Origin of the sequence: Haloquadratum walsbyi C23, assembly GCF_000237865.1 — an archaeon.
Taxonomy (GTDB): Archaea; Halobacteriota; Halobacteria; order Halobacteriales; family Haloferacaceae; genus Haloquadratum; species Haloquadratum walsbyi.
In genome coordinates this window covers 1,904,197-1,926,010 of the sequence record NC_017459.1, presented here as the reverse complement: position 1 = coordinate 1,926,010, position 21,814 = coordinate 1,904,197, and the positions used below count along the sequence as shown (strand labels likewise).

The 21,814-nt window shown below is 46.5% G+C and carries 18 protein-coding genes; 11 read left to right on the top strand and 7 right to left on the bottom strand.

Annotated features, from left to right (window positions below; genetic code table 11):
• Nucleotides 1-702: 702 nt before the first annotated feature.
• Complete coding sequence (locus HQRW_RS08475) at nt 703-2,241, bottom strand: hypothetical protein (protein ID WP_014556258.1); 1,539 nt, start codon at nt 2,239-2,241, stop codon at nt 703-705.
• A 213-nt stretch (nt 2,242-2,454) separates the two neighbouring features.
• Here HQRW_RS08475 and HQRW_RS08470 point away from each other — a divergent pair, with 213 nt between their 5' ends.
• Entirely contained in the window at nt 2,455-2,832 is a 378-nt protein-coding gene (locus HQRW_RS08470; protein ID WP_011571816.1) for a YlbF family regulator, read from the top strand.
• A 147-nt stretch (nt 2,833-2,979) separates the two neighbouring features.
• Nucleotides 2,980-3,594 (top strand): MinD/ParA family ATP-binding protein, encoded by a 615-nt coding sequence (locus HQRW_RS08465; RefSeq protein WP_011571815.1) that lies wholly within the window; start codon nt 2,980-2,982, stop codon nt 3,592-3,594.
• 807 nt (nt 3,595-4,401) lie between these two features.
• Here the strand turns inward: HQRW_RS08465 and HQRW_RS08460 are convergent.
• Entirely contained in the window at nt 4,402-5,454 is a 1,053-nt protein-coding gene (locus HQRW_RS08460) for an FKBP-type peptidyl-prolyl cis-trans isomerase (RefSeq protein ID WP_014556257.1), read from the bottom strand.
• A gap of 299 nt (nt 5,455-5,753) precedes the next feature.
• Here HQRW_RS08460 and cyaB point away from each other — a divergent pair, with 299 nt between their 5' ends.
• From cyaB to HQRW_RS08440, 5 genes are all read left to right on the top strand, one after another.
• Nucleotides 5,754-6,329, top strand: a complete 576-nt coding sequence (cyaB, locus tag HQRW_RS08455; protein ID WP_014556256.1) for a class IV adenylate cyclase — start codon at nt 5,754-5,756, stop codon at nt 6,327-6,329.
• Nucleotides 6,330-6,410: 81 nt separating this feature from the next.
• Nucleotides 6,411-7,616, top strand: a complete 1,206-nt coding sequence (locus tag HQRW_RS08450) for a methionine adenosyltransferase (RefSeq protein WP_014556255.1) — start codon at nt 6,411-6,413, stop codon at nt 7,614-7,616.
• 387 nt (nt 7,617-8,003) lie between these two features.
• Nucleotides 8,004-8,258, top strand: a complete 255-nt coding sequence (locus HQRW_RS15090; RefSeq protein WP_014556254.1) for a hypothetical protein — start codon at nt 8,004-8,006, stop codon at nt 8,256-8,258.
• Nucleotides 8,259-8,339: 81 nt separating this feature from the next.
• A complete protein-coding gene (locus HQRW_RS08445) occupies nt 8,340-8,813 on the top strand; it encodes a DUF5804 family protein (protein WP_014556253.1) in 474 nt (157 codons plus the stop codon).
• A 274-nt stretch (nt 8,814-9,087) separates the two neighbouring features.
• Entirely contained in the window at nt 9,088-9,390 is a 303-nt protein-coding gene (locus HQRW_RS08440) for a PRC-barrel domain-containing protein (RefSeq protein ID WP_011571810.1), read from the top strand.
• A gap of 301 nt (nt 9,391-9,691) precedes the next feature.
• On the opposite strand, the gene HQRW_RS08435 is transcribed toward HQRW_RS08440, so the two are convergent.
• Nucleotides 9,692-11,146, bottom strand: coding sequence for a DHH family phosphoesterase (locus HQRW_RS08435; protein ID WP_014556252.1), 1,455 nt, complete (start codon nt 11,144-11,146; stop codon nt 9,692-9,694).
• A 282-nt stretch (nt 11,147-11,428) separates the two neighbouring features.
• On the opposite strand from HQRW_RS08435, the gene HQRW_RS08430 reads away from it, so the two are divergent.
• Nucleotides 11,429-13,114: an NAD+ synthase gene (locus HQRW_RS08430; RefSeq protein ID WP_014556251.1), complete on the top strand. Its 1,686-nt coding sequence runs from the start codon at nt 11,429-11,431 to the stop codon at nt 13,112-13,114.
• A 155-nt stretch (nt 13,115-13,269) separates the two neighbouring features.
• Here HQRW_RS08430 and HQRW_RS08425 read toward each other — a convergent pair whose 3' ends face one another.
• Together HQRW_RS08425 and thrS are read right to left on the bottom strand one after the other, a co-directional pair.
• Nucleotides 13,270-14,550 carry an RNA-guided endonuclease InsQ/TnpB family protein gene (locus HQRW_RS08425; RefSeq protein ID WP_014556250.1) on the bottom strand — a complete coding sequence of 427 codons (1,281 nt, stop codon included), beginning with the start codon at nt 14,548-14,550 and terminating at the stop codon, nt 13,270-13,272.
• Nucleotides 14,551-14,713: 163 nt separating this feature from the next.
• A complete protein-coding gene (gene thrS / locus HQRW_RS08420) occupies nt 14,714-16,642 on the bottom strand; it encodes a threonine--tRNA ligase (protein WP_014556249.1) in 1,929 nt (642 codons plus the stop codon).
• Between the two features lie 375 nt (nt 16,643-17,017).
• On the opposite strand from thrS, the gene malQ reads away from it, so the two are divergent.
• From malQ to HQRW_RS08405, 3 genes are all read left to right on the top strand, one after another.
• Nucleotides 17,018-18,640, top strand: coding sequence for a 4-alpha-glucanotransferase (gene malQ / locus HQRW_RS08415; RefSeq protein ID WP_014556248.1), 1,623 nt, complete (start codon nt 17,018-17,020; stop codon nt 18,638-18,640).
• A 345-nt stretch (nt 18,641-18,985) separates the two neighbouring features.
• Entirely contained in the window at nt 18,986-19,942 is a 957-nt protein-coding gene (locus HQRW_RS08410; protein ID WP_049891872.1) for a DNA-3-methyladenine glycosylase family protein, read from the top strand.
• Between the two features lie 29 nt (nt 19,943-19,971).
• Nucleotides 19,972-20,448, top strand: coding sequence for a DUF555 domain-containing protein (locus tag HQRW_RS08405; RefSeq protein WP_014556246.1), 477 nt, complete (start codon nt 19,972-19,974; stop codon nt 20,446-20,448).
• 270 nt (nt 20,449-20,718) lie between these two features.
• On the opposite strand, the gene HQRW_RS16710 is transcribed toward HQRW_RS08405, so the two are convergent.
• Complete coding sequence (locus HQRW_RS16710) at nt 20,719-20,847, bottom strand: hypothetical protein (protein ID WP_269448444.1); 129 nt, start codon at nt 20,845-20,847, stop codon at nt 20,719-20,721.
• Nucleotides 20,848-21,550: 703 nt separating this feature from the next.
• Nucleotides 21,551-21,787 (bottom strand): UPF0058 family protein, encoded by a 237-nt coding sequence (locus HQRW_RS08400; RefSeq protein WP_011571803.1) that lies wholly within the window; start codon nt 21,785-21,787, stop codon nt 21,551-21,553.
• Nucleotides 21,788-21,814 lie beyond the last annotated feature (27 nt).

Sequence of the window (21,814 nt, the reverse complement as noted above, 5' to 3'; positions counted from 1 at the left end):
TTCACTGATGTTGCCAAAATTTCCCCTCATCCCGGTGTTCTATCAATTTATTCGTGAAGAACTCCGCATTTTTTCGGGTTGCATAAACACTATCGATGTCTGAATGCCAATCGGCACGGCGATGAATCAGCAGTTCTTGACATGCTCCTCCACGTTCACGCGGAGGAATCCCACGGCACCGCGCCGCTGCGCTGAGTTGGGGGTTTCAGGTGCAGGTTTGCAGACTGCCAATCTCACACACCGTGCGAATCGGTATGAAACCAGGTAATGGACAGCCTCTTGCAATTGGGAGTGCCACATCTCAGCCCCTCCCCCCGATACTCCTATCTTCAGCCGAAAACGTGTTCCTGTGTTAGTTTTGTCATAGGATTGGTGGTTGGTGGTCGGTGTCACCAGACTCGGTGTTACTTACGTTAACGCTCGCCCGGTGCGTTGTTTGCTTCCAACATGAGGCACACCCTGTTTCAAGCGTGAGCGGACACTCACACTCGAACCGCCACGTTTCAGGCGTTCGGCTACACCAGGGTCAGAGCTAGTGCGCCGATAATTATACTTATATGATGTTGTAAAGAAAGTGTTCGGAAACCTCCGACCTCCGGCTGCGACAGCGCGTATACACGGTCTGAAGACCGTGGTATTGCGCCTGTATCAGCTATAACAAGCAATTTGTCGGAACTATCAGATATCCCTGCTAACATATCATCATCGTGTCGATCTCGCTGTCTCATTTTGGGCCGTTGTGTACCATTGAGGCTGTGAGGTTGTTGTCGATCCGATATCCTCATACTCAAACGAAACGTAAACATTGGTCGTTTCATTTTCTGTGACACGACGATACGATGCAGTAAACGATGAGACAAACCCCTGCTCATTCACCTGAGCAACCGCTTGATACTCCTCAGTGCGACCGTCTGTATTTATTCCAAATGGCTGTCCGCTCGCAATAATGGTATATGTCCCATCGTTCGGTTTTGAGAGGACGACCCGTGATTCCGAGGTATCAAGATACCGTTGTATGATGCTTTCTGCGCGGTTGGCAAATCGCCCATTGTTGCTTCCAAACTCACCGCCACTAACAGAAAATCTCCCGAATGAAACATTCTCCTCGCTCTCGCGATCAACTCGAATATAAGCTGCTGATCTGTCAGCATAAACACTTAGATTCACATCTTCAGTCTCATTCTCCGACTGCAATATTCCTGTTGCGGTATATAAATAATCAATTTGATTGGCGACTACTGCCTCTTCTGAGAGCTCTTGCCAGGTTTGTTTACCAAACGCACTGACATTCTGCTTCCTGACGATATATCGATATGATTGTCCTGAGATAGTATCAGCATGTGCTGCTGCTAATCGGTCTGGATCAACGATGCCAGTTGTTGTGACGCCCGGTGGATATCCGAGTAATGTCTGCGTATCTCCTGTTGTCTTTCTAGGCTCTGAGCCGTTTGGTGCCAACTGACTTCTAGCATCTGATGCTGTGGATTGTGTCCCGGGGTCTGGCTGTGACCATGACTGCTGTTCAGCACTAGCTGATGAAACTCCAAGAAACACCTGAATCTCAGCACTTACTTCATTGATAATCGTTCCAACCGTGGTGTCTCCTGAAGTTGTCTCTGATGAGATATCTGACGCTACCCCTGGCATGACACCGAGTGCGATTCCACTACCTGTAATCACAGTTAATAAAATGATAACTACAAATACCGATGCTACCGGTCGCCGACGCTTGGCATGTGTATTTCGTATCAGTGATGTTAGGCTATTCAATAAGCTATGTTTCGTATACGTATTTGAGTGATGGCGGGTCCCGGTTTCGTCAGCATGTGAACTATCTATCGTAACAGACGTATTGAAATACTGATTAAAAAGTTTCTCAGCAGTCGGTCGTGGAATAGCATAAAGTGCAATTGAGCGCAATTCTGCAGGACCGACAATACGTGCATCAACAGCGCCAGTTGTCTCTATATATCGTTTTGTCTGCTGTGTCGTAATCAGAATATCAACTGTCTCAGGAATAGTGAATCGGCGAAATCGACTTGGCATCCATGAATGACCAACAACAGCAAGCACAGTCTGCGATTGACTCTCATTTTGACCACCAATATAGATATATTGCTGTTCAATCGTTACATCTTCATCATTCCGTGCGTCCCAGAGGGCAGCTACAAAGGCTGTAAAACGGGATTGTTCAAGCTCGCGAAGTAACGTCGCGAACCGGTCGGTTGAGACAGGTGCCACATATATATATATACAGGTTGGGCGCTAGACTCTTTTGCTTATTTCATCTTCCCACTTGTGTCTATTTGACTTCATCCGAGCTGCTGAATATATCATATGATTATTTATATGTCAATTCATCAGATTTAGATAGTGAATTACCCCGAAGCAGTTGGCTTGAGTACCCGTGCATATGACCGCACTTTGAAATACTTCCCAAGCATATATTACACAATGAGCGTTCAAACGGACAAACTTGAGCAGCTTGGAAGCGATCTTGGAGAGGCAATTGCTGAAACTCCGGAGTATGAAACATTCGAAGAAACAAAAGCAGCTGTCGAAGCAGATGATGAAATTCAAGCTCAGATCGCGAAATTCCAGGATCATCGTGATACATTTATGACTGCTCGTCAAGCTGGAACCGCTACCCAAGAGATGCTTGATAAAGTGAAATCCGCACAGTCAGAGCTACATAATATGTCGAAGATGGCAGCATATCTCGATGCGCAAAAAGCACTTCAGTCCAAACTTGAGGATATTAATAAAGCAATCTCAGACCCATTAGCTGTTGATTTTGGCGGTGAGGCAGGCGGATGTTGTCAAGATGAGTGATTCGTGTCGGTTACTATAACGACATAGTTTTCTGGAAAAATACCTTTATTTCGCTGACACGATTTGTCAGATAAATAGCAGAGATTGTGTTAGCGATTTTCAAAAGATCCGAGTGTTCAAATCACAATCCGACCTGACAATTTTAGCATGTTCGCGATTGCTGGTGGTAAGGGTGGCTGTGGTAAAACAACAACAACACTTGGGCTTGCTCGCGCGGTTAACGGTCCTGCAGTCGCTGTTGATGCAGATTATGATCTCCCAAACCTACATCGACTTGCCGGTACTTCGCGTCATACAATCAAATCATCATCTGAAACAACGTATATTGACCCAGTAGATCCACAGACCCGAATACTTCCAGCACCGCTTCCAGATGACCATATTACACATCTTACAGCGCGCATTCGGTATCTCAAAACGATTGTATCTGCTAACCTTGGTCCGGTATTCACTGATTGTCCCGCCGGAGCAGGTCCAGATGCAGCCCGCCCTCTCCGAGTTGCAGACATGGTCATTATAATCACTACACCAGCAGTTGCTTCGATCCAAGACGCTGCAAAAACGGCTGCCATGGCTCGAACACTTGGAACCACAGTTGCAGGTGTCATTGTTACACAGACAGATTCGCCACCGCGTGGACTCTCAGAAATGTTCGCAGCACCAACACTACACAGTGTACCTGAACGAACTGAACCACTTCATTCACCCGTAGTCACACAGGCATATTCAGCAATCACCGAGACATTGCTTAGAAAAAAGTGAAAAAAGTGAGTAAAAGTGAGTGATATTTTATATGTCCTATCAGATGGTGGCAATACTGTGATTCTTCCGTTCACCGTGGAACGTACTGCCATCAGACGAATATGTCATATGGCGGCATGGTACAGTAGTGCGGCACTGTTGGTATCCCTTCAGAAATAATACTCCGTGAACTCCCAAGTCAGTATCCCTCCGCTTGTGGGAAGTCCTGTTGTTCACTATGAGAGGATTTCCACTTTATCTATTACGCTCTTGTGAAGCAGATTGTTGGTGATGACTCTCCGAACTGAGTAAATTCGGTAAATCGGTTCTTTCACCCTGTCTCACTCTCGTTCTGGGAAGCTCAGGCGCCGTAGAGAAATACAAAAAATCGCCCGACTGCTCGCCACCAACAATGTACTTCATAAGAGCGATCTATTATTCAATAGGTGCTAAGCCGTCCTCAAGGAACGAGCGAAGCGAGTGAGTAAGGCGGGGATGGGATACAACGCCGTCATTACTCTGTCATACGGTTTGATCAATACAATCAGCATCCTGTGTGTTTTCGGTGTTTCACACGATGCTCGCCGTGTTCTCAGCCGTATTCGGGTGCGAGAAGAAGCACGCATTGACGAGTACGGCAGAGTGTCTATCCAGTAAGAGTGAGACACTCCGAACCACACGCGTGAAGTCTGGAATCTCTATGTCCTCACTATGCTTCTGACAGCGAAGCGAAGCGAAGCAGGAAACCCTGTACTCAATAAGCAAGAGGAAAGCAACGAGCAGCCCCGAGCGCGGTAAGACAGGGTAGTTCACTGCTAGTCATATCAATTACTCTTCAACATCGCCCAATTCAGCAGCTAGTTCTTCAGCGTCGATGTCTACATCTTCAAGTTCTTCGAGGTCTTCGACTGTTTCCTCGATATCGACATCATCCGACTCATCGACATCTGTCTCAACATCGTCTTCAGCATCGAGTTCAGGACCCATACCGCCCATCATGCCACCAAGACCCCCCATCATGCCACCTCGTCCATCAAGGATTTCTTGAATAATCATCCGGTCAATACCAGTCCGGTCAATAACCTCTTCTGCAATCTGTTGTTTTGAGAAGAGCCACTGTTGATTCATTTGCATTTCAGGCGTTGAGTCCACATAGAGTGTTTCCTTTTCAACTTCAACCGTCTCAGTTTCAGTTTCGACTGGTGGCTCAACTTCTGCTTCAATCTCCGACTCAGTATCGGCATCGACATCATCTTCAGCCGCAGTCTCTGATTCGTCTGCTGTCTCAATAGGTTGCTCTTCTTCGACTGTATCAGTCTCAATTCGAACGGTTGGAGGCGTTTGGAGATACATTCCAAGTAGACTTTCAGCCTTTGTTTCAGGATCCTCAACGATATCACGCACTTCATATTCATACTCAAGATCCTGACCAGCGAGTGGATGGTTGAAGTCTACCCGTGCACGTGTGTTGATTATGGTTATAATCCGACCCTGATCGCCATCAATCTGCACTTGCGCGCCAGGGTACTGATTATCGTCATCAATCTTATTTGCACTGATTGTTCGGACCTCATCCTCATCATACTCACCGAAGGCATCATCCGCAGGGATTTCAACAGCCCCACTGTCGCCAGCAGTTGTGTCGAGAATCGCATCTTCGACTGAGGGGAAAAGATGTCCTGCACCAATAACTAATACACGAGGCTCAAATTCACGCTCATCGTCATCTAACCCTGCTTCTTCAGCGACCTCTGGGTCTGTCGTGTCGATGACGGTTTTATCTTCCTGCGTTCGGAGGGTGTATGCAAGACGGACAAAGTCACCGTCTTGAATGCCCGAATCGGCCGTATCGGCCTCTTCCGCCTGCGGTTCGTCACTCATATACTGAATATCTCCCGTCTGACTCTTAAGAATCACGTTTCGACCCTGCATATTATCGCATACCGCTCAATACCAATTATCACGACAATAGACTCCTCGGATCGACTTCTGCATCATGTTCATACATCTACAATTTACTTCTTATGGATAGAGACTTAGCCCTTGTATCCAACTAAATCGATTACAAATATATTTAAATAAATACAATCTTTTTACGCAAGAGAACGATCCTCAGACTATCAGCAATGTCGACCTAGCAGACCAGATAACTTATTCCAATTCGGTTATACCGAGGCTATGTGTACGAGGTTGAACTTAAGATCCGTGCGTCTCATGATAGAGTTGAGTCCGCGCTCACTGAAGCCAACTCGACATATGTTGGGCATGTCGAACAGCGTGATACATATTATAATGCACCACATCGCAATTTTGCAACAACAGATGAGGCGCTTCGAATTCGGCGAGAGGAGCGTGATGTGTCTGATGAAGCCGATACAGCCACATCAACAACTAAGCTCACATACAAGGGTCCTCGGATTGACGCAACATCAAAAACGCGGGAAGAGTATGAAGTAGCAGTCGCCGATGATACGACAGTTGCTGCTATTTTTGATGAATTAGGATTCGATCCTGCTGCCACAGTGGTGAAACATCGTGATATCTATACCTTCAGACATTCGGACGATACCACACATACAGTTGTACTTGATAATGTTCGTGATCTTGGTGAGTTTGTTGAGGCTGAGGCAACAACATCAACCGAGTCAGACGTCCCTACTGTGCGGTCAGATCTCACTGATACAATTAGAGCTTTGGGATTAAATCCAGATGATCAGATTCGGAGTTCGTATCTTGGGTTATTACTTGATGAGTAATCTGTTTTATTTTTCGTGGTAATATTTCTTCTTGAGAAGGTTTCCACAAGTTATAGGATGACCGATGAAGAAACGAGAATAATGACTGAGCGGAATATTGCAATTGAGGCAGCCAATCGTGACGCTGTTGAGGATCAGCGAGTCGAAATAGTCGAACGAAAGGGGATTGGTCATCCAGACTCTATTTGTGATGGCATTGCAGAGACCGTTTCACGTGCGCTATCACAATTGTATCTCGACCGTGTTGGTCACGTTTTACACTATAATACCGATGAAACACAGTTAGTAGCTGGTGAATCGATTCCGGACTTTGGTGGCGGCGAGGTTGTGGAGCCGATGTATATTCTGATAGTTGGGCGTGCAACAAAAAAATATAATGGGCAACGATTGCCAGTTGATTCGACAGCAGTGAGCGCAGCTCGAACATATCTTCGCGAAAATATCCCTGCACTGACTCTCGGGACAGATGTCATCGTTGACGTTCGTCTCGGACAGGGGTCTGGAGATCTCAAAGATGTCTTCGGCGAAAATAACGTTGAGATTCCAATGGCAAATGATACCTCATTTGGTGTGGGACATGCACCTCTCACAGAGACAGAAAAAATTGTTCAAGCTGTTGAGATGCAACTTAATGGTCCATATGCTGACAATCATCCTGTTATTGGTCCGGATATCAAAGTAATGGGAAAACGAGAGAATAACAGCATTGACATCACTGTTGCTGCTGCGATGATTGATCGTTACGTCGCTGATCTTGAAGATTATGCTGATGCTATTGAGAACATCCGTGCGTTCGTTACCGATGTCGCGCACAGGCATACAAACCGCGAGGTCACTGTTGCAGTTAACACTGCAGACGACTATGATACCGGATCTATCTATCTGACAGTTACAGGAACAAGTGCTGAAATGGGTGATGATGGGTCTGTGGGGCGTGGGAATCGTGCTAACGGGCTTATCACGCCAAATCGACCAATGAGTATGGAGGCTACCTCAGGGAAAAACCCAGTAAATCATATCGGAAAAATATATAATCTTCTTTCAACCGACATTGCTGAATCAGTCGTTGCTGATGTTGATGGAATCCGTGACCTACAAATTCGACTTCTCTCACAGATTGGTCGTCCAATTGATGAACCACACATTGCAGATGCAAAGATTGTGACCGAATCAAATGTTAATCTTCAAGCAATTGAGCCTGAAATTCGAGCAATTATTGATAATCGACTCGCTGATGTTACGAGCATTACAGAGCGTGTCATCAATGATGAACTTACAACATTTTGATACTGATGGGATTCAAATCTGGCGTTTAAACCGTACATCATAATCCACCGTGTGCCGAGGTAGCTCAGATCGGTATATTCAGATGGCGATATATAGGATTGTTTCTGATTGAACTCGGCTTAATAAATGTCAACAAGACATTGATATCAGGTATATGGTATATCGAACATCGATTAAAATCAGGGAGAATACGTGTGTGTGCAAGTGGAGAAGGATGTCAGTAATATTCAAAAGTATCCATTCAACGGTTACTACCCAAGATGAAATGTAAGAAATCATTTGTACACTTATTCATAATTATATAACAAAGTATCTTGTTCGCAACCAATCTTACCTGAACAATCGGTGAAAAATGCATTTACATGGCTTGATACCCTAATTACGATTATGTCACGAACGTGTCGTCCTCACCCAACCACCCCCGAATGGACCGTCCGACAAGTCATTCATCGAAGCGACTGGAAGGACACAACAAAAGTGTGCCCAACGTGTGAAGAATCGATTTATTTAATGCATGGTCATTGTCAAGTTGAGTTAGATCGCGAGCGAACGCCGCCCCCCGGATCCAAGTTGACTCGGGAACGCCGTTTACTCGCATTTTGCGATGAGGAGTGTGCAACGCTTTGGCTTGATGCAGACTAGGTGTAGTATAACACTAAAATAGTATATACTATGTAACCGTTATAACGATAACGTCTTATTTTCTTATGAGAGAAATATCGTGTGACGGTCGTCTGCCTTCTTGGTGAGCAAGGCACGGATGTGCAATATGAACTCCTCTCTCGGGAGACAGCAAGAGAGGCACTTATTACATATTCGTTTGCTGAGCCATTTCGGAATTCTCTGGCAGTTGAAACGGTAAGCCTTGGTGCAGCAGTCTCGTTGTGTAATGACCTGGATTGGTATCTTCTCCGATTCGTTGACCAGACCATAATTCGTGAACCAAGTATTACGAGTGATGAATGGTTGAGCCGGTCACTCGCAACTGCTGTCCGTGATGAACAGATTCCACCATCGAAGACCGGTGAACGACTCGCCATCTATGGCGTTGTCGATGGCTCCCCAACCGAGCCGATGTATGTGACACGACGTGCTAAAACCGAAGATAGCTCTTATAAGACACTGCCATCGTATGACCTTCGCCAGGTCGAAGAAACGGTTGTCGTCCGCGTCACGGCGAATGAATTCAATGAATGATCATATATCTTTAATCACTGTGAGCCTCAACTCAAGGCGAACACTCATTTGATGATTGTTGATGTGATAATCTGATATCCCTAATTATTCTATTCCGATCAAGATAATAGACATATCACTCGTTTTAATATGGTGTAATCTCGGCTATATCACTGTATAAGTAATATATTTTACTATATTTTTTCTACACAGGATGCTCTATTTCACAACAATGACGTGGAATCTTGATAAAATACAACGAACTGTTAAGATGGATGCCACCGTGAGTCGCCATATGGACGAGACAATCGAAGAGATCACGACACTGATTGGTCATAAAGTATACTCAAATAGTGGTGTTTTTGTCGGTGAGGTGGAAGACCTTCGCGTTGATCTCAAGGATCGACGTGAGATTACTGGGCTTGCACTGACACAGCTTAATGATGAATTATTTAGCGACCGAGTTGAACCTGGGACAGGTGTCATTGTTCCTTATCGATGGGTGCGGTCGGTTGGTGATATTGTCTTGGTCACTGATGTTGTCGAACGGCTGAAAGATGATGAAGATGATGAGGATGGTAACACTGTTGTTGCATGATACAACACATGTGATGCTGAATGATACTATGAGTCGTGTGTGACTGTAATACACTCTTTATTTTCTCATATTCGCACATCTCACACCGATAACTGTCGGTATCATATCTTACTGATGCTAATACAACTTTTCTATTAATATCGTGTCAGATGAATATGTACGGGCGGTTCAACGCGACTGCCCCGGGGCTTGACCGCAAGGCAGTTTACAATATGTCGGCGTGATTATTTATTCACTAGCTAGATTAAATATGACGTGGCGTTAGGAGCCATGGTGATATCTAGAGATTTCTGCTCTCCGGTTAACTTCCATTACCGCTCTCAGCTCCTTCGACACCCATTGCTTCAAGTAATTTTCGTCGGACAGCTTCCTCGGTCAATTGCAGAAGAGTATCGCGGTTTCCATCGGTTGTCTCAATCCCAGTGAAAATACCGAGTGGAATCTCGACATCCCCTTGGGTGGAGTGTCCACCAGTCTCGCCGATATCTGCGAATGCATCTTCAAGTATCTTCTCAATGTCTATACGGACATCCTTCGAGCGCGCTGAGAGGTAAATCCGATCGTCAGCGATACCAAAAACAGCTGTTGTGGTGATTCCTTCGAGTTTAAGTAGGTGCTGTGCTGCCTGCCCAAGTGCATCCCGGTCGCGAACAAAGCCGGCGTTTGATACAAGATGGCTTCCCTGAACTTCCCGATTCTGGATTCCTTCTGCGAGGATATCCAGGGTTTCTGGCGACATAGAGGGTGATTCAACTTGCTCAAGTGTGTCATGGTCTGCGAATGGATACAGGTATGCTGCAGCCGTGAGATCTGCAGGCGATGTTTCACGTTTAAAGTCGAATGTTTCCGATCGAATGCCATACAGAAGCGCTGTTGCAACAACTTCAGTCGGGCTCATATCAAATTCCTGGAGATATTTTGTAAGGATAGTTGATGTAGCTGACATGCTTGGTCGAATATCACTGAAGCTGGCATCGATTTCCTCCTCAGGTTCGCAATGATCGATGACAATGTCGACTGTTCTATCTAATCCAGGAGTTTCAAAATCTGCATGATCAACAAGTGCAATAACATCGTATGCGGACAATGTCTGCTCTTTGGACTCTGATGTCAGTTTAATCCCAAGCACGTTTACAAACGCTCGATTTTCTTGATGACCAATATCACCATCATACAGGATATCTGCCTCAGCATCATGAGACTCAGCAATCGCCTCTAGTGCTGCTGCTGATGCAATTGAATCAGGATCTGGGTTTTTTTGTGTCAGGATCGCAACGGAATCTGCTGATGACTCAAGTATTGCTGCTAACTGGTCAGTCTTATACTCGAGTTCACCAGATTCGAGTGACCGGAGTGCTGAATTGGCGATAACCTCAGAGGGGTTAATTACAGCATCCGCACCGAGTTCATCGAGTTCGTCTTCTGTTACCGGATCAGATGCCCTTGCAACGATAAATTGATCATCATCCTGTTCGCGGATTGCTGCGACTGCAGCTTTATTAGCCTCGACATCTGATGCGAGAATAAGGACGACCTCACGGTCAGCTACAGCCGTTTTCACAGTTTCATCGGAAATATCAGTCTGTTGGGCGTTTAAGTCCTGATCACGCAACGACTCAACACGACTCTCATCTTTATCAAGAATGAGAACATCTCTACCTTCCTCAACGAGTTCTTCGGCCACCGCGTAACCGACACTTCCGCACCCAAGAATAGCGTACGCGGACATCGATGAGATAGTGGCCTCTGTGCTCATTATGCAGATTAATCCGGTCGGCCACCACTTAACAGCACTCGTTCGGACTGGCTAAACCGAGGTATATCCGGATTATTATAACTCTGGGTGATATTCAGTACCCACTATCACATTTCGACTAACCAGAGATAACTCCTATTACTAGTGAACTGCTCCGGGGTCAAGCCCCGAGGCACTCTGCCTGCTTTCTCTGTAGAATCAATCATATACAATATCATATATAGCCGCTCGTCAATGCTATTGAGTGTATGAACTTATGCCCGAATAAGCACAAAAGTGAGTATGTCTCTGCCAATTAAGATTGCCATTGTCCAACATAACCCCATTGTTGGTGATGTGTCTGGCAATTGCACTCAGATTATCGAAGCATATGAGCAAGCTACCGACGCGGGTGTCGGTTTAATTATTACACCAGAACTCGCATTATTGGGGTATCCGCCTCGGGATCTCCTCCATCGACAGCGTGTGCGTGATGCAGAACAGACTGCGCTTGAGACCCTCCGCCATCTCACCGAACAGGGTCCCCCGCTCATCGTCGGACACACCGCCTCTGCAGACCGCACGAGCGGTCCACCACTCACGAATAGTGCAACAGTCTTCGTTGATGGAGAAGCTACTGTGCAGTATAATAAGCGTCTTCTCCCGACGTATGATATCTTCGACGAACATCGCTATTTTTCACGAGGCACCGAATCGCAGACAACTCATATTGACGACACAACGGTCGGGATTACAATCTGTGAAGATGCTTGGTATGATCATGAAGTAACTGGTCAACAGCGTCATCAAACAGATCCGATTGCACCCTATGAAACCGCAGATGTCGACCTTCTTGTTAATCTATCTGCAAGCCCATATCGAGTGAATAAATCCTCAGCACGATTTGATCGATTTGGGCGTCATGCTAGGCGCATCGACGCACCGGTTGTTTTTGCCAACCAAGTCGGCGGCAATGATGACATTCTATTTGATGGCACATCGTTCATACTTGATTCTGATGGTTCTCAGATAGCCTCTGCTACAAGCGGCGAACCACGTGTATTGATTGGTCAGCCGAAGAATAACTCGACGTCAGGAACAACCCCATCTGAGACGGCACAACTCCGACGGATGCTCGAACTGGGAATTCGGGATTACCTCGATAAAAGTGGATTTGATGATGTTATTATCGGGCTTTCCGGTGGAATCGATTCATCAGTTACTGCTGCCCTTGCTGCCGAAGCTATCGGTCCATCGAATGTTCATGGCATAACATTACCGAGCGCTATTACCACTGAGAATAACCGAACAGATGCAGAGCGGGTTGCTCAAAATCTTGGAATACAATTCGATGAAATCGGGATTGAACACCTCTCACAGTCTTTGCTTGATGCAATCAATGGAGTCACACCAGGTGATGATACTCGGGGGATTACTCGTGAGAATGTACAGGCTCGAGTACGTGGTTTGTTATTGATGGGCGTCTCAAATGATCTTGATGCACTTGTGTTGACCCCTGATAATAAAAGCGAAGCAGCAGTTGGTTACTGTACACTCTATGGTGATGCGGTTGGTGCGATTGCACCCCTTGGTGACTGCACCAAGCGTCGTGTATACGCACTTGCAGAAGATTTCAATACGGATATCCCAACATGGGCTGATTCTACTCCAATCCCTCATTCTGTCATAGGAAAAGCGCCGACAGCAGAACTTGCTGAGGGACAAACTGATGTTGATGATATTCCGCCATATGAGATCACCGACGCTGTCGTCAGCCAGTATGTCGGAGACAAATATCCGCTCACACAGATTGTCGAAGAGACCAACGCAACAAAAGAACAAGTCAAAACAGTTGTAGAAAATATCACTCAATCAGAGTTTAAGCGTAAACAGACACCACCAGCGCTCCGCGTCACAACAAAGGCTTTTGACAGTGGATGGCGCTATCCAATCGCGGCATCGTACAATGAGATTTTCACAGATAATTGAATCGAAAAAATGTGCTGATATGATGAAGAAAAATTAATTATCACATACTGTCTTCTGACTCATCCCCTCTATTACAGATAGATATTTGACATCCTCCCCGCGCTGAAGCGCGAGGATTCCCACGGCACCGCACCGCTGAGTTGGGATATTGTGGTTTACGACCTAACCCGTTCTTCAGGTGCAAACGCACCAGTCTCCTTGTCGAACAGGAATGTCGATGGCTGTGCCAACCAGCCGTTACTCCTATTCACCGACAGATTCGGTGAACTCAGAGATACTTTCTGTCGGATATTCTCGGCCCCGTTCACATCAGCGTTCGCCACTGTACCGCACGTATCGCAGACGTACAACCCGCGTTCAACGCGGTTCCCATCCCGCTTGCGACCACAACACGAACACGACTTCGACGTATCGCGCTCAGACTCCTGCTCAACCGTGATGTCTTCCGTCTCTGATTTGTAGGTGAGCAGCTTCCTGAACCGGTCAAACGCCCACGAGTGGAGATCGAGGTTTCCATGCCTACCCCAGTTTTTTGCCTCATTGGTCTCCTCATCCACACGGATGTCGGAGAGATTGCCGACCACGATAGTTCCAACGCCTTCCTCAACACACCGTTCAACAATGTGTTTCGAAAGCGTATGGAAATAGTGAGTGCGACGAGCCGACTTCTTATGATTCAGCCGGGTGACCTGCTCGGAGTTCGAGTCGTCACACCGAGCAATCCGTTTGCTGAAGTAATAGTCGTCCTGTTTCAAGCAATTGAGCGGGTACAGTTCGCTGTGACCGTCCTCGTAGGCGAGCGCGGCAAAATTTTTAATACCGAGATCAACACCGACGGTCTTCTCGCCGGGCGACTCAGATGCCTCAATCTCCACTTTACAGACGAAGCGAAGTTCCCATTCGTCGCCTGTCCACACTGCTTTCACTTGCTGGACGGTCTCTACGGTGGAGAGGTCAACGTCGGGGCGAGTATGGAATGTACAGAGGATGAAGTCCGACCAATAGTTCTTGAGGTTTGCGCCTTGAGAGAGTCGAACGCGGTTGTACTGGGTATCGAGTTTGAAGCCAGCGGCTTTGAACGTCACCGTGCTGCGTGGGTGTTCGTCACCATGTTTGCGGTAGCCGGGCGGGTTCGCTCTCATGTCTCCGTTGCGTCGTTTGCCGTACCAACTGTTGAACGCTTCAGCGAGTTCTTGAAGGACTCGCTGACTTGACTGCGAATGCAGGTCATCGTAGCGTTCGTGGGTTTTGAGGTACGCGGTGAGTTCGGTGTGGTTCGGGATGTGACCGATTTCACCCCAGATGCGACTACACGTCCACCGTCCGACGTTCCAGAGTTTCGAGGCTGCGAACCCAAGGGCATCAAGATCGTCGGACACCCGTGACTGATTCCGAATGGAAGCAGTATAGGTGCGCGTGACAACCTGTTTTGCCATAGGTACTCTATGACAGTATTCGTAATTAATGGTATGGGTATTGCCACAGCGTGGAATATCCTGCAATGTTATCAGGCGGTGGAGTGTGGAGAGTTCGTCGGATTCATTCCCGCGCTGAAGCGCGAGGCTTTCTCCTCGATTCTCCGTAATCAACCGTATGTGATCAATTCATATCGATGAAATCAGGCTCAAGTCGTTTATTTTCGTACTCAGACTGGAGATGTGAGTGAAACGTACTAAGATCAACATCCTGTTTTTCACGCTCTTTCCGGTCACGAACTGAAATCGTCTCTGTTGAAACCTCATCATCGCCAATAATAATCATGTAGGGTACCCGTTCCTCTTGTGCTGCACGGATTTTTCGTCCAAGTGTCCACGCACGGTCCTCAATGCTGACACGGAAATCACTGAGTTCATTCTTAATCCGATGTGCGTAACCGAGTTGATCATCACTGATTGGGAGAATTCGGACCTGATCAGGAGCAAGCCACAGCGGAAACTTTCCATTAAAGTGCTCAATCAACACCATGAAGAACCGTTCATATGATCCATACAGGGCACGATGAATCATTACCGGTTGATGATCCGTATTATCTTCACCAGTGTATGTTAATTCAAACCGATCCGGCATATTGAAATCTAACTGGACGGTTGGTCCGTCCCATTGTCGACCAAGTGCGTCCTCAAATGCAAAGTCAATTTTTGGACCATAAAATGCACCGTCCCCGGGTTCAAGATCGTAATCAATATTCTGTGATTCAAGTACTGACCGGAGTTGTGCCTCAGCGTTCTCCCAGATCTCATCGCCGCCGACTGATTTCTCTGGTCGCGTTGCAAGCGCAACATGTGCTTCCAGCCCAAATGTATCAAGCACTGAGTAGATTGCATCCATCACATGCGTGACCTCCTGTTCAATTTGCTCTGGCTGACAGAATAGATGCCCATCGTCGATAGTAAATGACCATACGCGAGAAAGCCCGGAGAGTTCTCCACGTTGCTCTTTGCGATATACCTTTCCATCCTCAAAGTACCGAACCGGTAAATCGCGATATGACCATGAGTGTTGGTCAAAAATTGTCGCATGTCCAGGACAGTTCATTGGTTTGAGCCCGTACTCTTCATCGCTCACATCCAATAAGAACATATCATCAACATAATTCTCATAATGCCCTGATTGCTTCCAGAGTTCTGTCCGAAAGAGATGCGGCGTTTCAACGGGCTCATATCCAGCCTCAAGATTCAGTGACCGTGCGAATGATGAAAGTTCATTAAGTATCTTTTTCCCATCGGGATGATACAACGGTAGTCCTGGTCCAGTGATATCTGGGATGGAGAATAAATCAAGTTCTTGACCGATCTTTCGATGATCACGCTCTTTTGCCTTTTTACGACGCTCAAGGAATGATTCAAGTTCTGATTCCGATTCGAATGCTGCTCCGTAAACTCGAGTCAGTGTGTCATTATCCTCATCACCACGCCAATATGCTGATGAAATATTCAATAGTGTAATTGCACCAATCTCACCTGTTGAATCGACATGTGGACCCTGACAGAGATCCTCAAAATCATCTTGAATATAGAATGAAACTGGATCCTCATCGGCGGCCTCTGTCTCAAGAATATCACACTTATATGGATTATTCTCATATTTCGAGAACGCTTCCTCTCGTGATTGATACTGTTGGGTGATTGGAATGTCGGCATCAATAATTGCCTCCATTTCGGTTTCAATCGTCTCAAGATCATTTTCATCAAGATCAACACTCGCAATATCATAGTAAAATCCATCATCAGTCGGTGGACCGATAGTTAATTTCGCGTCTGGGTACTCTCGTTGAAGTGCCTGTGCGAATACATGGGCTGCGGAATGTCGAAGAACGCGCTGGTATTCGTCACTTTGTTCAGTAACGATGACGACGCGCGCATCATTATATACAGATGTAGTAGCATCAACAAGCTCGCCGTCAACTACCCCAGCAATCGTATCGCGTCCCAGTCCAGGGCCAATCTCATAGGCCACATCCTCGACGGTTGCATCTGCTGGTACAGATAATTCGGAACCATCGGGAAGCGTGACCGTGATATCATTCATATCGATTAGAAATATGAGGTCACGAATAAGTGTTTTTGAGTGGCAAATCAATTGATTGAATAACCTATTGATTATAATACATTTAATATTTATATTTCGATAGAGCATATCTTTTGCTATCTTCTCTGGTGGAATCACGGAGTAATTTCGAGTAGTGAAAGCAACAGGGTCAGTAGTCTCATCGAATGACTACTCAAAATAGATCTAACACAAGCCCACGTTGGAATCTAATTCTTGATTGTCGTATTACGTCTGTATGCTGCGGTATACCTGTCTTTAGTCACATCCTCTCCGCGCTGAACGCAAGGGTTCCTCCTTGGTTCTCCGTGATATACAGAACAACAGTGATTAATTGCCGACGCCGATGGCTTCAGTATGCAGTTTGATCGACAGGCAGGCGTTTTCGCTCACATCACTGCACTCCCTGGTCCACATGGGATTGGTGATCTCGGTCCAGGTGCACGAAACTTTCTTGAGTGGCTTGAAACAGCTAATCAGTCGGTGTGGCAATTCTGCCCACTCGGTCCAACAGCCGGTATTCATGATGACTCTCCATACCAGTCATACTCTGCATTCGCAGGGAATCCATTGATAATTAGCTTAGACGATCTCGTTGCTGATGGATATCTCACAAGCGAGGATCTCAAACCGGTCCCAGACTTTTCACCGCACGAAGTTGCGTATGACGCAGTACGTGAATACAAACATGACCGCCTTCGAATCGCTGCAAAACGATTCCAGGAGTCCGTTGGCGGGATTAACATTCATGCTGATACTGATACTACTGCCAGTTCTGGTGTCAATGATGACATAGCAGTTGATGTCACTGTCACGCTCGGTGATTCTGTCGATCCGAGCCAAAATATATCCACTCATAATCAAACAAGCATCGATGCCACAGCATTCAAACCATTTTATCATCGAGAGAGTCATTGGCTCACCGATTATGCGCTGTTTATGGCACTTCGAACCTCGTATGATGGCGCATGGACAGACTGGCCGGAGTCAATCCGGCATCGAGACCCAGACGCACTCAGCGATCAGTATGAATCATTAGATTCAGAGGTTATATATCATCTCATCATACAATTTATATTCGATCAACAGTGGCAGTCACTTCAGGCGGCAGCCACTGACCGCGATATTACACTCGTCGGTGATCTCCCAATCTATGTTGCTCTTGACAGTGCAGATGTTTGGGCGACTCCTGATGTATTCCAACTAACAAAAGATAATGAGCCAGCGGTCGTCGCTGGTGTCCCCCCAAGTGACGGCGATGATGGTCAACGGTGGGGAAATCCAGTTTATGACTGGGAACATCTTCGTGAGACGGAATATAATTGGTGGCTTCATCGACTTGACCGACTCTTTACACTCGTCGATATAACCCGCATTGACCATTTCAAGGGGTTTGATGCATATTATGCAATTCCTGTCGATGCCGACACTCCTGCTGCAGGTGAATGGCAATCGGTTCCTGGCTATGATTTCTTTGAGACCATTCGTGAACACATTGGATCACTCCCGTTTGTTGTTGAAGATCTTGGATTTATTGATCAAGCGCTCCACGATCTTCGAGAACATTTCAATTTCCCTGGAATGCGAGTTCCTCATTATGCTGATTGGTGTCACGAAGGGAATATGTATCAACCGATGCATTATCCCGCTCAAAGCGTCGCATATTCATCAACCCACGATACTAATACAATCGTTGGATATTATGACTCACTTTCACACTCACAGCGCGATTGCTTACATTATAATCTTGGAGTTGATGGCTCAGAGATTAATTGGTCAATTATCGATGCTGTGTGGCGTTCAGATGCTCAAATTGGATTTACAACACTACAGGACATACTTGGACTTGACTCACATGCCCGATTTAATGAACCCGGGACAGCAAGCGGAAATTGGCAATGGCGGTGTACTGACAGTGGACTTGATGACGATCTCGCACGTCGGCTTGCCGGGCTGACAATTGAACATGTACGTGATTAAGTAATGTCAGGAATAGATTAACCCGGGAGCCGGGGGAAGTGCTATATCTATATGTTGGTGGCGAGATAGTGGCGACTCCCCCCAAGCATGCAGGGAATTCACTGTAAAGAATACACATGGGCTGTAGTTAGCTCTCAGAAGCAACGACATTGTCTAACTAGAATTATATCTGATCACAAAAAATTATCGAGAGCGTGAACTTACACCGAGACAGTCGCCTTGCACCGCCTGTGCAGGACTCCGACCGTGGTAGATGCCGGAGGGGGTAATTAATTATATAGATGGTGCATGGGCTTGGACAATCAAACGAAACGCCAATACACATTGCGCGTTTGGATATCCTCAATGGATTATTCTGGCTTCGAGTCAGGTGCAATTGATCTTCAAGATATCGCCGGACCATTTGATCTTCAAGCGACACTTGAGAGTGGGCAATCTTATCTATGGAATCGAGCAGATAGCGGAATGTATGACTCAATGTCGGTCAGTGGTGGTTCAAACTGGTATGAGACGGTTGCACCACCAATCGACGGAATAAGTGATACCCCAATCGTCATTCGGGTCCGCCAGCGTGAAGATCAACTTGAATGGGAAGCTACAGGCGATCCTGTCGAGGTTTTAACGCATTTACTCCGCTTAGACGACGATCTCACGTCGATATATGATTCATTTCCCGATGATGAGCTTGTTACGACGGCTGTTGATGCTTTCCATGGATTGCGTCTTGTCCGTGACCCACCGTTCTCGACACTAATTTCATTTATTTGCTCCGCGCAGATGCGAGTATCACGTATTCATCAGATGCAGCTATCGATGGCTGATGCATTCGGGACGACACACACTGTTGGCGGTGAGTCATTCGCAGCATTTCCAACACCATCACAACTTGCAGCACAATCAGAATCGGCGTTACGCGATCTCAGTCTTGGCTATCGCGCATCATATGTCCAACGAACAGCAGAAATGGTTTCAACCGGTGAAGCACATCCTGCTATAGCTGCTGAACGTGCATATGAAGACGCTCGTGAATATCTCACACAGTTTGTCGGAGTTGGAAACAAAGTTGCAGACTGTGTATTATTATTTTCACTTGATTATACAGAGGCGGTCCCGCTTGATACGTGGATTCAAACGGCGATTGCTGAGCATTTCCCGGCATGTGACCGTGATGGATATGTGCAGACATCGCGAGCGATCCGTGACCGGCTTGGTGGTCAATACGCTGGGTATGCACAGACATACGTGTTCTATTATCTTCGTGGTGGCGGAGAAGTGTCGTCGGCTGATACAGCGAACCTTTGATGCCATCTGCGGTCATAGAGTATTATGATATGGACTGTAGTGTCGCCGTCGAGGCTGCTGTCCCGGTTTATGATGTGGAGTCAACCGATGAAGCCGTACGCATTGCCATTTCAAAGACCGGGGAGATGTTGAATCCTGATCTCAGTTACGTTGAAATTTCAATGGGCTCGCGGCACTCACCCTCAGGTGAAGAACTTCCTCCGGCATTTGTCGCTGCAGATGAAGCGCTTGTGGCGCTTGAGCTCGAGATGACGGTTTTCAATGTTGAACGTACTGAACATGCATCTCGAATTGCCCGCAAGGAGATTGGACAACGACTTGAGAATATCCCGTTGAAAATCCTTCGTATTGATCCAATTGCGGATGATGACGAAGAATCTCCAGAGACAAACTCTGAGACTGGAAGTAATATCTCATCGGGTGATGAATCTGCGAATAATACGGATGATGATTCAGATGGTGATAATCTTATCCCTGAATTTGATGAGCTTGTTGAGGAATCATGAGGATTCATGAGTATATGCTATTCACCGTTGATTGGTGCTCAAAACCATATTAGATTGATATAATCGATTCTCATCAAGTATATTCTATTGCAACTTGATACGAACCCCGGCGCACCATCTCAATGTGATAACATTAATCTCAATATCTGAACTGACCTTTTCTCGGCGCTAAAATACACGGGAATTCCCTATTATACTCTTTGACATCTTCCTCCGACTAAAGGCGGGAGGAATCCCACGGCACCGCACCGCCTCGCTGGGTTGGGAGTATCAGCTTTCGGTTTGGATTTGAGTTTGGGTTTGAGTTTGGGTTTGCAGACTCCCAATACCAATACCAAGCCAGTCCACCGTTGGAATCGGTGTGTGACCGGTCACTGGGCAATCTCTAGGGAGTGCCACATCTCAGCCTCCAGTACTCCTCTCTTCACCCGATGCGAAGTCCCTGTGTTGGTTGTGCCACAGGAGCTTCGGTCACCGTCACTGTCACCGGACTCGGAGTTACTTGTATTGGTAACAAGAGCCCGATACTCGTTGTTTGATTCCCACGTAGGGCACACCCTATTTCCAGCGTGGGCGGACACTCACACTCGAACCGCCACCTGTCGGGCACTCGACTATATCGGATTCACAACCGATGCGCCGACACTGATATATACACCGCTGTCCAGGAAAACCATTCGTAATCCCCCACTGTGACGGCGTGGTATTGCGCCTGTTCAGCGTATAATTTACTCAAGTAATCTTTAAGAATCGACATGAATCTAAAGATCGTAGCGAGAGTTCCACGGGTAACCCGACCCGTGGTACCTTACAATTGAAATTAATATTGGTTGCGACAGTCTACAACTATAACTTCGATTACTGTTCGACACTGGCGATGGCATAAACTAATTGGACTACACCAGGAGACCAGAGGTCACTGTTTATACACACAATTAATATCTGTCTATTCGTGCGTCTCGTATGTGTGAATCGCCTCGGCTTAACCCCCGGGCATCCTCCTTGTAATCTATCAATGTAGATCACTCGAACCTGTTTTGATGAATACAGCGAGTCTGCGTCGCTAATTGATGTATATCAAAAAGACGTCACTTAATCCTGATCAGTCAGCAGTTGGTGCAACACGATCCGGCTCAGATTCGTCCATCGGTGCGGTGATTCCTTCGATAAGCTTGAATACGGCCGCTTTATGATCTGTCTTGGATTTATGTATCGATGTTGGTCGAACACCAAGTTCATTATACGCGGTAAGCGGAATGTCTGTCTCCTCCCATGCTTCGACCTGGGTATGTACCTCTGCAAGCAGGCCGTGAAGGTGGATGAGTTCCTGCTTTTTCATAAGCAACTTTGGCTTGAAACCGGAGGG